Annotated in this window: 13 protein-coding genes and 1 tRNA gene; 6 read left to right on the forward strand and 8 right to left on the reverse strand. The window is 70.4% G+C overall.

Annotated elements, in window-relative coordinates:
• Positions 1–331: 331 nt before the first annotated feature.
• A complete protein-coding gene (locus tag CcI156_RS01210; RefSeq protein WP_076804058.1) occupies positions 332–784 on the reverse strand; it encodes a MarR family winged helix-turn-helix transcriptional regulator in 453 nt (150 codons plus the stop codon).
• A 270-nt stretch (positions 785–1,054) separates the two neighbouring features.
• Between CcI156_RS01210 and CcI156_RS01215 the strand changes: the two genes are divergently transcribed.
• The 3 genes from CcI156_RS01215 to CcI156_RS01225 are packed head-to-tail and all read left to right on the forward strand — an operon-like array spanning position 1,055 to position 4,021.
• A complete protein-coding gene (locus tag CcI156_RS01215; RefSeq protein ID WP_076804017.1) occupies positions 1,055–2,125 on the forward strand; it encodes a 3-dehydroquinate synthase in 1,071 nt (356 codons plus the stop codon).
• Between the two features lie 5 nt (positions 2,126–2,130).
• Positions 2,131–2,952: a shikimate dehydrogenase gene (locus tag CcI156_RS01220; protein WP_011434898.1), complete on the forward strand. Its 822-nt coding sequence runs from the start codon at positions 2,131–2,133 to the stop codon at positions 2,950–2,952.
• Between the two features lie 16 nt (positions 2,953–2,968).
• Positions 2,969–4,021, forward strand: a complete 1,053-nt coding sequence (locus tag CcI156_RS01225; protein ID WP_076804018.1) for an ROK family protein — start codon at positions 2,969–2,971, stop codon at positions 4,019–4,021.
• Here CcI156_RS01225 and CcI156_RS01230 read toward each other — a convergent pair.
• The 3 genes from CcI156_RS01230 to CcI156_RS01240 form a co-directional block, all read right to left on the reverse strand.
• On the reverse strand, positions 3,988–4,749 hold the full coding sequence (locus CcI156_RS01230; protein WP_076804019.1) for an HAD-IA family hydrolase: 762 nt from the start codon (positions 4,747–4,749) through the stop codon (positions 3,988–3,990). The genes CcI156_RS01225 and CcI156_RS01230 overlap by 34 nt on opposite strands.
• Before the next feature lie 108 nt (positions 4,750–4,857).
• A complete protein-coding gene (locus CcI156_RS01235; RefSeq protein ID WP_083718223.1) occupies positions 4,858–5,988 on the reverse strand; it encodes a Gfo/Idh/MocA family protein in 1,131 nt (376 codons plus the stop codon).
• Entirely contained in the window at positions 5,985–7,151 is a 1,167-nt protein-coding gene (locus CcI156_RS01240; RefSeq protein ID WP_023839849.1) for a DegT/DnrJ/EryC1/StrS family aminotransferase, read from the reverse strand. Before CcI156_RS01240 ends, CcI156_RS01235 begins: the two co-directional genes overlap by 4 nt.
• A 325-nt stretch (positions 7,152–7,476) precedes the next feature.
• On the opposite strand from CcI156_RS01240, the gene CcI156_RS01245 reads away from it, so the two are divergent.
• On the forward strand, positions 7,477–7,917 hold the full coding sequence (locus tag CcI156_RS01245; protein ID WP_076804020.1) for a type II 3-dehydroquinate dehydratase: 441 nt from the start codon (positions 7,477–7,479) through the stop codon (positions 7,915–7,917).
• A gap of 574 nt (positions 7,918–8,491) precedes the next feature.
• On the opposite strand, the gene CcI156_RS01250 is transcribed toward CcI156_RS01245, so the two are convergent.
• Positions 8,492–9,736: a malic enzyme-like protein gene (locus CcI156_RS01250; RefSeq protein ID WP_076804021.1), complete on the reverse strand. Its 1,245-nt coding sequence runs from the start codon at positions 9,734–9,736 to the stop codon at positions 8,492–8,494.
• 127 nt (positions 9,737–9,863) lie between these two features.
• Positions 9,864–10,211 carry a helix-turn-helix transcriptional regulator gene (locus CcI156_RS01255; protein WP_023839852.1) on the reverse strand — a complete coding sequence of 116 codons (348 nt, stop codon included), beginning with the start codon at positions 10,209–10,211 and terminating at the stop codon, positions 9,864–9,866.
• 476 nt (positions 10,212–10,687) lie between these two features.
• On the opposite strand from CcI156_RS01255, the gene CcI156_RS01260 reads away from it, so the two are divergent.
• Positions 10,688–12,301, forward strand: coding sequence for a SulP family inorganic anion transporter (locus CcI156_RS01260; RefSeq protein ID WP_254668599.1), 1,614 nt, complete (start codon positions 10,688–10,690; stop codon positions 12,299–12,301).
• 117 nt (positions 12,302–12,418) lie between these two features.
• Here CcI156_RS01260 and CcI156_RS01265 read toward each other — a convergent pair.
• Positions 12,419–12,491: transfer RNA gene (locus tag CcI156_RS01265), tRNA-Arg, on the reverse strand.
• A 218-nt stretch (positions 12,492–12,709) separates the two neighbouring features.
• Entirely contained in the window at positions 12,710–12,934 is a 225-nt protein-coding gene (locus CcI156_RS01270) for a DUF3039 domain-containing protein (protein WP_076804022.1), read from the reverse strand.
• Positions 12,935–13,178: 244 nt separating this feature from the next.
• On the opposite strand from CcI156_RS01270, the gene CcI156_RS01275 reads away from it, so the two are divergent.
• The gene (locus tag CcI156_RS01275; RefSeq protein WP_023839855.1) at positions 13,179–13,871 is read left to right on the forward strand and encodes a metal-dependent transcriptional regulator; all 693 of its coding nucleotides are present in this window, start codon (positions 13,179–13,181) and stop codon (positions 13,869–13,871) included.
• Positions 13,872–13,917 lie beyond the last annotated feature (46 nt).

The raw sequence follows: 13,917 nt of genomic DNA on the forward strand, positions 1-13,917 counted from the left end.
CGCCCGGCACCCCCCGAGCCGGGCGGCCTCCCTGCAGGTACGGGCCTTCCGATGTTCCGCGGGCGCCGCTATGTTGCCGTGCGYATCTCCCCCGTCACTAGCAGCCAGCGTAAAGGCGAGAACCTCCAAACCGCCGGCGTCGAGAGATGAAGCATTAACAACACTCGTTGACAACATCCGTTGACAACACCCGTCACCCGTTCCTCGAACCAGAAAAGGCCAAGCCGTCAGGAGCCGTGAACGGCAATCCCGATGATCACACCGATGAGCGTCGTCGCGATGGCGACGAAGGTTGCAATCTTCCCCCGTCCGCTGCCCTGGTTCGGCCTGGTCACCGGTCCCGACCGGCAAGATGCTCCGCGACAAAGCGTTCCATGYCGGCGACGAAGGCACGCGCGTCCTCGGCGGGCCAGTCGTCGAGCATGCGCTGGAAGACGTCGGCCAGCCGACGCCGAGAGCGATCGATGGCRGCCCGGCCCTCGTCGGTGAGCGTCAGGCGGACCGCGCGGGCGTCATCGGGATCGGCCGAACGGCGCAGCAACCCGAGCGCCTCGAGACGATCACTGTGCCGGCTCACCACCGAACGGTCGATGCCGATCTCCATGCTCAGCTTGCGCGCCGTGGTCGGGCCCGTACGGGCCAGACCGTTGAGCACGGGGTAGACAGCCTCGTCGAGTCCGACGTCCGCCGAGGAGAGCAACTCCCCGAACAGACGCGTCCGGTTCGGCCGGGTCAGGAGAAGTCCGAGCGCTGTCGCGAGCCTCGCGCCGTCGTCTGAACCCACCACACGACCCTACTCTGCGTGCACCATGCACCAATTCGTKCGGGGTGCGGATCCACGCGGGGGCACCGACCCACGCGGGGCGTCGGTGGCGCGCGGGAGCGACGAAGACGCACGGAAGGAGGAAGTGCGATGGCTCACACCCGACCCGGCGGAAGGGTGCGACTGCCGGGCACGRCAGAATTGCCGGGGCGGCCCCGTGCAGAAYCACCGCAAGGCACCAGGCAGGCGCCAGCACGCGACCGCGGATCCGGAAGGCACACCGTGACGGGCATGCTCACAGCACAGCGGACGAGTCCGATCGAGCAGATCACCGCCGATCATCGACGGGTCTCGGTGGACCTCGGCTCACGCAGCTATCCGATCGATATCGGTCCCGGGGTCCGCCGAATCCTGCCCGACATCGTCGCGCGGATCGGCGCCCGGCGGGCCGTCATCGTCTCGGCGCGGCCGCAGGACGCGGTTCCCGACCCGGGCGTGCCGGTACTGCGGCTGGCCGCACGGGACGGCGAGGCGGACAAGAACCTGTCGAACGTCGAGGCGCTCTGCGGCCGGTTCGCGGCTTTCGGGCTGACCCGGTCGGACGTCGTCATCTCCTGCGGCGGGGGAACCACCACGGACGTCGTCGGGCTCGCCGCGGCATTGTACCACCGCGGCGTGGCGGTGGTACACCTCCCGACATCCCTGCTCGCCCAGGTGGACGCGAGCGTCGGCGGGAAGACGGCGGTGAACCTGCCCGCCGGCAAGAACCTCCTCGGTGCCTACTGGCAACCCAGCGCCGTCCTCTGCGACACCGACCACCTGCGGACCCTGCCCCGGCKGGAGTGGATCAACGGCTACGGCGAGATCGCGCGGGCCCACTTCATCGGCACCGGGGACCTGCGCGGTCTGCCGGTGACGGAGCAGATCACCGCCAGCGTGGCGCTCAAGGCCGCCGTCGTYGCTCGGGACGAACGGGACTCAAGCCTGCGCCACATCCTCAACTACGGCCACACCCTGGGGCATGCCCTGGAGCGCGTCACCGACTTCGTGCTGCGCCACGGTGAGGCGGTGGCGATCGGCACCGTGTTCGCCGGCCGTCTCGCCGGGGAGCTCGGCCGGATCGGGGACGATCGGGTCCGCGAGCACCTGGACGTGGTCCGCGGCTACGGGCTGCCGACGGCCCTGCCCACCGAGGCGGACGCCGCCGAACTCGTCGCCGTGATGCGTCTGGACAAGAAGTCGACGAACACCGGCCTCACCTTCGTGCTCGACGGTGCGGACGGCCCACAGCTGGTGGGCGACATTCCGGAGGACCTGGTCATGAAGACGCTCGGCGACATGCCGCGCGGGCCGCTGGCCTGACGCCCGTGCCACCGGCCGCGCATGCTGTCACGGGCGCCACCCGTCTGTTCGCCGTCGTCGGGGATCCCGTCGAACAGGTACAGGCGCCGTCGTTACTCAATCCGCTGTTCGACGAACTCGGGCTTGACGCCGTCCTCGTACCGGTGCACGCCCGGCAGGCGGACTTCCCCGCCGTGCTCGATGGACTCCGGCGCATCGAGAACCTGGACGGCATCCTGATCACGATTCCGCACAAGGCCGCCGCCTGCGCCCTTGCCGACGAACGCAGTCCGGCGGCCGCGATCAGCGGGAGCGCCAACGCACTGCGCCGCGGCCCGTCCGGGCGCTGGCAGGCCGACAACTTCGACGGAGCGGGATTCGTCCGGGGACTGACGGCCGCCGGACGTCCGGTGGCCGGAACGCGGGTCTCGCTACTGGGCGCGGGCGGCGCCGGCAGCGCCATCGCGGCCGCGCTGCTCGACGCCGGCAGCACACGGCTGTCGATCTACGATCCGGATCGGGAGAAGCGCGACGGCCTGCTCGCCCGCCTCGACGAGCATTGGCCGGACCGCGCCGTCGGCGTCGCGACACCCCTGCTGCACGATGTCGATCTCGCGGTGAACGCCACGCCGCTCGGCCTGCGTCCGAACGATCCGCTCCCCTTCCCGCCGGATGGGCTCGCGGCGGGCTGCGTCGTGGCGGACATCATCATGAAACCGCCCGACACCCGCCTGCTGCGGGCCGCGGCCGCACTCGGCCTGCCGACCCATCCGGGCATCCACATGCTCGCCCACCAGATCGGCTTCTACCGCTCGTTCTTCGATCTCGTCCCGGCGGCACCCGCCTGACGACCTGCGAGGGCTCATGYGTGCACCATCCCCAACCGGCTGTCTGGGTATCGACGTGGGCGGCACCAAGGTCGCGCTGCGCATCGAGGCCGCACAGGCCGGGACGGCACAGGCCAGGACAGCACAGGCCAGGACAGCACAGGCCGGGGCCGCACAGGCCGGGACGAACCCGATGGGAGGCGACGAGCAGATCGGCCCGAGCAGGCCGAGCGGACCGGAGGGTCCCGTCAGGCCGGTGGAGACAACCTTCCAGTGGTCGCCGTCGGCGACCGCCACCCAGGACATCGACGATCTCGCCGCACACGTTGCCGCGCTGACTGCCCGATGGGGCGGTCGGGTTGACGCCGTCGGCGTGGCGATGCCCGCGACCATCGACGCCGCCGGCCGGGTCACAACATGGCCGGGCCGGCCGGCCTGGACCGGGCTCGACCTCGGCGCCGCGCTGCGGGATCTGCTGCCGGGCAGCACCGTGGTCTGCGGCGACGACGGCGATCTGGCCGCGCTCGCAGAGGCGGACGCGGCCGGCTGTGAGAACGTGGTCTACCTGGGAGTCGGGACGGGCGTCGGCGGCGGGATCGTGCTCGGCGGCCGGTCCTGCCCGGGGCCCGGTCGCGGCTCCAGCGAGATCGGACATCTGATCATCTCGTCCGACGGGCCCAGCTGCGACTGCGGCCGCCGCGGATGTGTGCAGGCAACCGCGTCCGGGCCGGCCACCCTGCGCCGGGCCACCCAGCGGCGTGGTGCGGAGGTGACCTTCGCCGAACTGCGCGCAGCCTGGCTCGCGGCCGACGCCTGGGCGGTGCGGACGGTGGGCGAGAGTGCCGCGGCGATCGCCACGGCCGTCATCGGGCTGACCGAACTGCTGCATCCCGCGATGGCGGTGGTCGGCGGCGGGTTCGCGGCCGGCCTGCCTGGATTTCCGCGGGCGGTCGCCGAGCACGCCCAGACCCTTGCCCGTCCGGGACATCCGCCCGCGCCCGTCCGCCCAGCGTTGCTGGGCGGCCTGTCCTCCCTGTTCGGAGCGCTCCTGGCGGCTCAGTCGCCGGCGAGGATCGGCCGGCTGGCCTGAGCCGCGGGGACACCGGCGGTGCCGGCGGGTTCGACCGGGTGCGGCCGGAGAAGGGACAGCAACTCCGCGGGCCGGCGCAGCACCGCGTCCGGCCCGGCCGCGACCAGCTCGGCGCCGTCCGCCTCGCCCCATAGCGCGGCCACCGCCATCACGCCGGCCGCACGCGCGCTCTCCAGGTCGGCGACCGCGTCCCCGATCATCATCGCCTCATTCGGCGCCACGCCCAACAGCTCAAGTGCCCGGTTCACGATGTCCGGCGCCGGCTTGGGACGGGCGATCTCATCAGAGCCGATGACATAATCGAAGATCGGCAGAATGTCGAGCTCACCCAGCAGGTGCCGGGCCCGTGGACCCGCCTTGCCGGTGGCGACCGCGAGCCCGAGGCCGCGCTCGTGCAGGCTCCGCAGCAGCGCGGCGACCCCTTCGAAGAGCACCACCTGGTGGGCCAGCCGATAGCTCTCGCGGACGAACGGCTCCTCCATCTCCAGCGGCAAATTCATAATCCGCATGATGTCCGGGAAGTAGCGTCCCAGGTGCCGGTTGTACTGCTCGAACGGGGGCTCGYCGGGACCCACGACCTCGGCGTAGGCGATCGTGAACGCCTGCCGCATCACTCCGAAGCTGTCGACCAGCACCCCGTCGAGATCGAAGATGACCGCACGTTTCCGTGTTCCGGACGCCGCACCGGTCCCGATGGTCGTCCCCGCACCGGTCCCGGTGGTGGTCATGGCCGACCAGGGTTTCAGCTCAGTTCCCACGTGCCCCCCCGGGCTCGACGTTGGGTGCCGTTCGATATTCGTGACACAGGTCGTGACACAGGTCGTGGATGCGTGACCTCAGCGAGTCGCGTGCGCGAGCGGCGCGACGGACCGGTGCGAGCGCGCGGAGTCGTAGAACCTCTCGATGGCGGCGATCGTCGGGCGGACCTCCTCGATCGCCCGCCCCCGGGACGCGGGATCCGCCAGCAGCGCGGGCAGTTCATCGAGCTGGCGGCGGTACTCCGTTCCGATCGGTTCGTCGGGCACAGGCACCGCCACGGTCTCGCCGGCCCGGGTGCGGGTCAGAACCGAACGATCCTGCCGGTTTGGACCGAAACCGAACGTGCAGCGCAGCGACGCGGTGCCCGCGGCACCCTCGACGTTGATCAGGGTGACGTCCCGGGCCTCGTGCGAGGCCCAGCTCGCCCGCAACGACACCGAGACCCCGTTCTCGGTGACCAGGAAGCCACGTGCGGTGTCCTCGACGTCACCGCCGACGCCGACAGCCGGCCCGGTGCCATCGTCGTGACGCCAGGAGGCCGCCCAGGAGCCGTCGCTGACGAAGTCGTCCGAGATCGTCCCGACCACCTGCTGGAAACGGACGCTGCCCAGCAGCGGGGTGAGGGTGTCGAGCAGGTGCCAGCCGAGGTCTACCAGGGCTCCGCCGCCGGAGAGGTCCCGCCGGGTGAACCAGCCACCGGCGTCGGGAATGCCCCGGGCCCGGATCCAGGCGAGATCGACGTGCCGGATGGCACCGAGCCCGTCGGCGAGCTCGTAGAGCCGGCTGACATCCGCCCGGTACCGCGCGGCGCTCCCAGCGAGCAGGATGGTGTCGCCCGCGCGCTCGGCCGCCGCGAGCCGGTCGGCCTCGGCCGAGCTCAGGCACACCGGCTTCTCCAGGAAAACCGGAATACCGGCGCTCAGCAGCCGGGCTGCGATCTCGGCGTGCCGGTGGTTGGGCACCGCCACGACCGCGAGGTCGACCTGAGTCCGGTCGATCTCGTCGACGTCGGCGAGCACGGCCAGGCCCGGGTCGGCCCCGGCCGCCGCCCGGCGGGCCCCGGAATCGGAATCGACGGCCGTGACCACGACGAACTCCGGGTGTTCTCGCAGCCGGGGAAGCCAGATCGACCGGCCGGCCCAGCCCAGCCCCACCACGGCGACCCRCAGCGGAGTCCGCGTGGGGTTGCCGGTCTCGCCTCGGCTCACAGCTCGGCCAGGGTCTCGGCCACGATGGCCGCGACCTGGTGCATCTGTTCTTCGGTGCCGAGCAACGTCCGATGGTGCAGCCAGACGCCGTCCGCGCTGATCGCCTCGGTGTTCGGGCAGCGCTTCGCGATCTCGTCCACCGTTTCGTCCGGGGCACCGGTCTCCCAGAAGCCGTTGGACCGGTAGATCGCCCGGAACGCGGCGAAAGCGGGCAGCCCGCGGTCCACAAGGGCGTCGACGAACGCGTTGCGGCGCTCCTCACTGAACCCGGGCAACCGGAACATCGCCATGTAGTGCGGATTGCGGTCACACCGGTCGTCGCGGCCCTGCGGGACGACACCCGGGATGTCGGCAAGCGCGCCCGCCAGCACCGGCCAGCGCTCCTCACGCGTGTCAATCTGGCCGGCCAGGCGGCCGAGCTGGGCACGCAGGACCGCGGCGGAGAACTCGTTGAGCCGGAAATTCGACCCGGAGGTCTGGTGGAGGTACCGGCGGTCCGTGCGTGGCCGCCCGCAACTGTGCCGCAGGAAGCCGAGTTCGTACAGCTCGGCGTCGGGGAAGGTGACGGCGCCGCCCTCGCCGGCGGTCATGAGCTTGCCGTTCTGGAAGCTGAACGCCGCCACCGAGCCCAGCTCGCCGAGCTTCTTACCCTGCCACTGCGCACCGTGCGCGTGCGCCGCGTCCTGGATCAGCGGAACCCCGGCATCCGCGGACAGCTTCGCCAGGGCGTCCATGTCGCAGACCTGGCCCGCCATATGCACCGGCATGATCGCCCGAGTGCGCGGGGTCACCGCGGCCGCCGCGGCGGTGACCCCGATGCAGTACGTGCCCGGGTCGATGTCGACCGGCACGGCCACCGCGCCGAGGCGCTGGGCCGCCTGCGAGGAGGAGATGAAGGTGAACGCCGGCACGATGACCTCACTGCCGGGTCCGACCCCCAGGACCTGCAACGCGAGCTCCAACGCGTGCGTCCCGTTGGTTACGGCGAGGGCGTAGCCGGCCCCGTGGTAGGCAGCGAATTCCCGCTCGAAAGTGTCGACCTCACTGCCGCCCATGCGCCACCACTGGCCCTGTTCCAATGCCCGGATCAGACCACCGCGCTCCTCGTCGGAGTACTGCGGCCAGGCCGGCAACTCCGGCGCTGGCCGTGCTCTACCGATCATGATCCCCACCCTTTTCTTGCCCGTGACCGTATCGTTGTTCTTCGCGCCGGGATCGAGGTTCCGTCGGCGGTTCCATTATCGCGATCGGCGAAGGAATCTACGCGAGAGGATGCATGACGGACGGTACCTCGGTACCCCCGGGTTCCCCATCGCCCTCCGGACATGACACGCTAATATCAACGGACAGACTACAGATAGACTTGATAAGAACACCCCAGCTGGCCCTTTCTGCTTGCGGGTGTCCAGCAGGTGGCTTTGCTATAAATGTGGGGTTCCGGATCAGAAACGCCGACCATCGAGCCGGCCAGCATGTCTGTGAGGCGCCGTGACCACGCTACTTCTCCTGAATGGCCCCAATCTGGGCATACTCGGCCGACGCCAGCCGGAAGTCTACGGCACGGCGACACTGGCCGATATCGAGGCGGCCGTCGCGGCTCGGATCTCGGACCGCGGATGGAAACTTGTCTCCGTACAACGTGAATCCGAAGGTGAATTGATCCACACCATTCAGGATAATTACGACTCGATCGGTGCGATCGTCAATCCAGGTGCGCTGATGATGTACGGCTGGAGCCTTCGTGACGCTTTGGCCAATTATCCGAACCCGTGGATCGAGGTCCATCTCTCCAATGTCTGGGCTCGGGAGYCCTTCCGGCACGAATCCATTCTCTCGGCGCTCGCCCGGGGAGTGATCGTCGGCCTGGGGGCCCTCGGATACGAGCTTGCCGCTCAGGCACTGCTGGACCTCGTCCCCACGCCGAGCTGAGACGTCCCGCCGGACCGGGAACGACTCTTCGGATGACTGGTCACGCGAAGTGGCGTTCGTATCCCCTTCCCGACGTGACCAGRCCACCCGCGACGTGGAACTCCCCCGCGCCGGGCCGGCCGGCGTCGGACGCACGAGCGCCCTCGGCCCGGTGTCATCTCCTCGGCCGTGTCGGTTCCTCGGCCGTGTCGGTTCCTCGGCCGTGTCGGTTCCTCGGCCGTGTCGGTCCGGCTCGGGCTTCCCGGCAGGCCGAAGAAGCAGGGTGGCGCATTGCTGGAATATGGCCGTATGACCCTTTAGGATATTTTTGAGTGATATGCCGCAAAGATCGGACCGGGGCCGTCGTRCTTCCGCATCCGCAATGCCGGCGGGAGAGTGYCGCCCATGACAACGCACCCCGTTCACCCCGTTCATCCCGTTCATGAGGAACGGTCCTCCCAACGGACGATCATCCGCCGGGATTCGCCGATGGGCCTGGCAGTGGACCTGTCGGTGGGCCTGGCAGTGGCGGGCCCCACCACCCCCTACCAGGTGACCACCTCCAGGCGACCACCTCCGCCGGGAGCGCGGTGAGCTACTCCTGCGCGGTGAGGGCGTGGGTGGCTGCCGCGGCAACGGCGGGGGCTAGCCGTGGATGGTCGAGGGGAGGCAGCACGCTGCCGGGCGGCGTCTGACCGACGAGGGCGTGCACGGCGGCGAGGCGGGCAGCGGGGGTGACCGGGCGGCGAGTGGTGACGACCGCCCGCAGCAGTCCGGGCAGCGCGTGCAGCGGACGCGGGCCCGAGGTGGCGCGGGCCAGCGGAGGGGGCGTCTCCGGGCGGATCCGCAGGACGGGAACGCCCTTGGGCGGCGCCGCCAAGCCGATCAGGTCGACGATCAGATCGAGTTCGGGGGCAAGCAGGTGCAGCGGCTGGATGCCGTAGTCGACCGGATCGTAGAGGGTGATCTCGTGGAGGCCGACACCGATCAGTAAGCCGGCGAGATCGCCGCCCCGAGCCGGGTCCACGACGGCGACGCGGGCCCGCCCCGGCGCGATGTCACGCGCCCGGAGATGGTTGAGGACCGCGGCCGCGGCGGCGACGGCGAGACCGTCGTTGACGGTGTCGAGCAGCAGATGCGGGGCGGCGGACCGCAGCGCGGCGCGGGCGGCGTCGATGCGGCGGACATGCGTGTGGACCAGGACGGTGGCGGCGAATCCCGGAGCGATCATGCCGATCGCCGCGGCGAGCTCGGCGGCGGTACGGGCTGCGATCGGCATGGGGATGACGTCGAACCCGGTCGCCCGGTGTAGGTGGACCGCCTGGGACTCGACCGCTGGCAGGGCCGCCTCGGCGGCCAGCGGCTCAAAGTCCAAGACGGCGCTGCCGTCGGTGAGCAGCGCCACTCGACGCGGCCGGCCGGTGAACCGGTCGGTGTGCGTCGGGTGCATGGCCAGGTGACTGATGACGCGGMGGTCGGCGTCAGCGTCCAACAACGCAAGATCGTGACCGGTCGTGACCGACGCGCGGAGACACTGGGCGAGTTTGCCGGTCGACGCGACGGTGAAGACGGGATCCTCGGTCTGCAACAGGTCGGCACCCAGCCGCTCCCGCAGCGCCCGGACCAGCCAGGTCAATGTGGACCCGCTGTCGGCATCCAACGTGATCCGCCGGCCGCCCCCGGGGTCCGGCTCGTCCGCGTAGCACGTCACGGGGCCGGGGGCTGCGGCGACGACCGCCTCGATGATCATCGTGGCCCGGTGCGGAACGCGGACCGTGACGCTGTAGGCGGGGTTGACTCCGGCTGAACCGGCCGGACCGGCCGGACCAGGGGGCGTCACGCCGGCTCCACCCGTGCCCGACTCCGTCCGGTGCGCGCCGGTCCCCCAGCCGGCCCCTCGGCGGGGCTCCCCTCCGCGGGAGTCCCACCTGCGGGAGTCCCGGGCATCGGTCCACCACATTTCATGCTCATGAGGAGCTTGTCTCCGCTTCGCGCAACTCGGCCAACAGTCCGGCCTGCCCGGCCGCCATCTCGGTCAGAATCCGCCGGGCCGCGCGCATCAGCTCCGCCACGTCCCCGCCCGCGAGCGCGTACACCACCGTCGGGCCGTCCCGCGTCGCGGTCACGATCCCGGACCGGCGCAGCACCGCGAGCTGTTGGGAAAGGTTCGACGACTCCACCTCGATCGCGGCCAGGAGATCCCGCACCGGCATCGGCCCGTCCTGCAGCAACTCCAGCACCCTAATTCGCACCGGATGGCCAAGCATGCGAAAAAACTCCGCTTTAGCCTGGTACAGCGGAACCCGCCTCGTCACGARCCACCTCCCGTCGACCCCACGCAGCTCCGGCCGAGGCCTACCGGCCGAGGTACCGGCCTGGCCGGAGTACCGGCGACCGCCCACCCAGAGATCACGCCGGCACGGTGAGTAGCGCMACGACCCGTTCGCGCCCGATGGCGACCTCCCCACCAGTTACAGAATTTATCAACTGTTCGTTACCACACTTCGGAGTCGGGAAACAGCTCTTTATCGCACGGCACGGCTCTGCGGGGGCCGCTGTGTCCGAGATCTCGCCCACTCCATACTTTTTAGCATGTAAATTGAAGAAACCTTCAATTTTTCATCCCAGTATACGGGAGGATCGGATCCGCATCGAGACGACGACGGGGCAGGCCGAGGACTCCCGACCCCACTGCCCCGCCCCCATAAGGACGGCCCCGTCACGCTGGCCCAGGCCACTCGGCCGGCTGGAACTCGGCCGGCTCCTGCCCGGCCGGGCCGATATCGAGAGCATGCGCCGCCAGCCAGGCCGTGACCTGCTCGCGGGGATGACCGTCGCGGTGGTCGCGCTGCCGCTCGCGCTGGGATTCGGGGTCTCCTCCGGCCTCGGCGCGGCCGCCGGACTGGTGACGGCGATCGTGGCGGGTGCTCTCGCGGCGGTCTTCGGCGGGTCGAACCTGCAGGTGTCCGGGCCGACCGGCGCGATGACCGTCGTGCTCGTGCCGATCGTGCACCGGCACGGGCCGGCTGGTGTGCTGACCGTCGGGCTGCTCGCCGGGATGATCCTGCTCGCGCTCGCGGTCCTGCGGGTCGGCCGCTCCGTGCGATATGTGCCGGCGCCCGTGGTGGAGGGATTCACCGTCGGCATCGCCGCGGTGATCTTCCTTCAGCAGGTTCCCTCGGCCCTGGGGGTGCACGCCCGAAACGGTGACCGGGTGACCGGCGTGGCCTGGGCGGCCGTGGCCGACTTCGTCCACCGGCCGCACTGGCTCGCGCTGGCGCTCGCCGTCGGCGTCGCGGCGACGATGCTGGTCGGCGCCCGGCTGCGGCCCACGGTCCCGTTCTCGCTGCTCGCCGTGGCCCTCGCGACGGCCCTCGTCACGGCCCGCGAGTGGGACGTCACGACCCTCGGCGCAATCCCCGCCACCCTGCCCGGTCCCTCGCTCGGCTTCCTCGACATCACCGCGATCCCGACGCTCGCCACGGCCGCCGTCGCCGTGGCCGCGCTCGCAGCCTTGGAGAGCCTGCTCTCGGCCAGTGTGGCCGACGGGATGACCGTCGGCCAGAACCACGACCCCGACCGGGAGCTATTCGGCCAAGGGCTGGCCAACCTCGCCGTCCCGCTGTTCGGCGGGGTGCCCGCCACCGGCGCGATCGCCCGCACCGCGGTCAACGTCCGCTCGGGTGCCTCGTCCCGGCTCGCCGCCCTCGCGCACGCCGTGGTCCTCGCCGGGGTGATGCTCGCAGCCGCTCCCCTGGTCGCGCGCATCCCGCTCGCCGCGCTCGCCGGTGTTCTGCTCGCCACGGCGGTGCGGATGGTCGAGGTCTCCTCGTTGCGCACCCTCGGCCGTGCGTCACACTCCGATGCCCTGGTCATGGCGCTGACCGCCGGGGCGACCCTGGCGCTCGACCTCGTCATCGCCGTCGTCCTCGGCCTCGCGGTCGCCGGCGCCCTCGCCCTGCGCGCAATCGCCCGAACCGCGCGGGTCGAGGAGGTGCCGCTGGACCCCGGCGATCATCACGATTCCGAACACGCGCTACTCGCCGAGCACATCGTCGCCTACCGTATCGACGGCCCCCTGTTCTTCGCCGCCGCCCACCGCTTCCTGCTGGAGCTCACCGAGGTGGCCGACGTCGAGATCCTCATCCTCCGGCTGTCCCGGGTCAGCGCCGTCGACGGCACCGGCGCCCTCGTCCTGCGCGACGTCATCGACCGGCTCGAACACCGCGGCGTCAAGGTGTATGTGTCGGGGCTGCGACCCGAGCATGCCAAAGCGGTGGCCGCCGTCGGTCTGGTGGACCGGCTGCGCGGCCAGGGACGCCTGTTCGACTCCACCCCGTCGGCCATCCAGGCTGCCCGGGACCATCTCCACCACACCGGCGCCCTGGCTGCCGTCCCCACCTGAGCCCACGCGGCGTTAGCCCACGCGGCGCTAGCCGCGGTCGCGCGGCTCGCGACGCAGCCCGCCCCACAGGGGACTCTGGTCCCACCAGCCGGAGGCTGGCGATCGACATGACGGATGTGCCCCAGGCAGGAATCGGACCTGCGGCCTACCGCTTAGGAGGCGGTCGCTCTATCCACTGAGCTACTGGGGCCGGCGAGGGACACCGGGTCTGGCTCGTGCAACAGATCATACGGGGCCGCGGAGCAGCCGGCCCGAGGGGACACCATGGATCCCGATCGGCAAGGCATCCGCACACCGTCCACAGCCCGTCGGCACGCTCGATCTACCGCAACGACCGATTATTACCGAAGGCTAATGACCGCCATCGAGGACCGTGGCCGCCCGGCACTRTGTACCGGCGCAGCGCAATCAGCCGAACTGCTCGGCCATCTCGACGAGTTCCTTGCATTTCGGACAGATCGGGAAACGCGAGGGGTCCCGCACCGGTTCGAACTTGTAGCCGCACAACGCCGTAACCCGGCCACCCTCGATGGACGCGYGAACGATCTCCTCACGACGAGCGTAGTGAGAGTGATCGTCACCTTCGTCCGTCTGGGTGTTCGATGTCTCGGGCGCGATCTGAGTCGTGCTCATGGCGTCGAGTCTAGTGCCGCGGGCGCCGATGCCGGCCCTGGGTGCAAGCCCGCGCGCGGGACGGGTGCCGCACGAGGACACGCCGCCGGACCGAGGCCATGGAACACGTCGTGGAACACCGACCCCGGTCCGGGGGAAGGGACCGACGGGACATCGAAACCGACCAGCCGGCATGGTCTTCGGGGGGCAGATGGCTCTTGTGAGTCCCAGGCTGAGCGTACCCTGGAGAGGACGAAGGAGACCGGTGACTGGATTGATCGACAGTACCGAGATGTACCTCCGAACCCTGTACGAGCTGAGGGAGGAGGGCATCCCCCCGCTGCGCGCGCGTCTGGTGGAGCGCCTGCATGTCAGCGCGCCGGCCGCGAGCGAGTCGACGGCTCGTCTGGCCAACGAGGGGCTGGTGTGCCTCGCCGACGACCGGACCGTGCAGTTCACGGAGAAGGGCCTGCTGCGGGCCACCGCCGTCATGCGCAAGCACCGCTTGGCCGAGCTGCTGCTCACGAAGGTCATCGGGTTGGACTGGGCGCTGGTACACAACGAGGCCTGTCGGTGGGAGCATGTAATCTCCGACGAGGTCGAGGCGCGCCTCACCGTCCTGCTCGGCGATCCGAAGCGCTGCCCATTCGGTAACGAGATCCCGCCTTCCCAGCAGCACCACACCACGGCACGGCCGGCTTCCGCCCCGGTGAGCCTACTGGCGTCGGCCGACCTCGCCTCGTCCGGTGGTGGCAGGCCGGTCACGGTGAGCTGGATCTCCGAGCGGTTGCAGACGGACGAAAGCATCATGCGCCGGCTTCAGGACGCCGCGATCGTCCCCGGCGCGCAGATCACGCCGGGCTCCCGCGGCAACCTGATCCACATCGTCACTCCCAACGGCCAGACCGACGCGGAGATCAGCCGTAGCACCGCGGCTCTCGTTTACGTCGACCGCTGAGTCGACCGCTGAGTCGTCGCCCACGGCACCGTCGCCGTCGCCATCC

This window comes from Frankia sp. CcI156 (assembly GCF_001983015.1).
In the GTDB taxonomy this organism is placed as follows: Bacteria; Actinomycetota; Actinomycetes; order Frankiales; family Frankiaceae; genus Frankia; species Frankia casuarinae.

Coding starts and splice junctions, on each gene's coding strand:
- CcI156_RS01240 (WP_023839849.1), bottom strand. CDS start 7,151: ATGATCGGTAGAGCACGGCCAGCGCCGGAGTTGCCGGCCTGGCCGCAG.
- CcI156_RS01260 (WP_254668599.1), top strand. CDS start 10,688: ATGCGCCGCCAGCCAGGCCGTGACCTGCTCGCGGGGATGACCGTCGCG.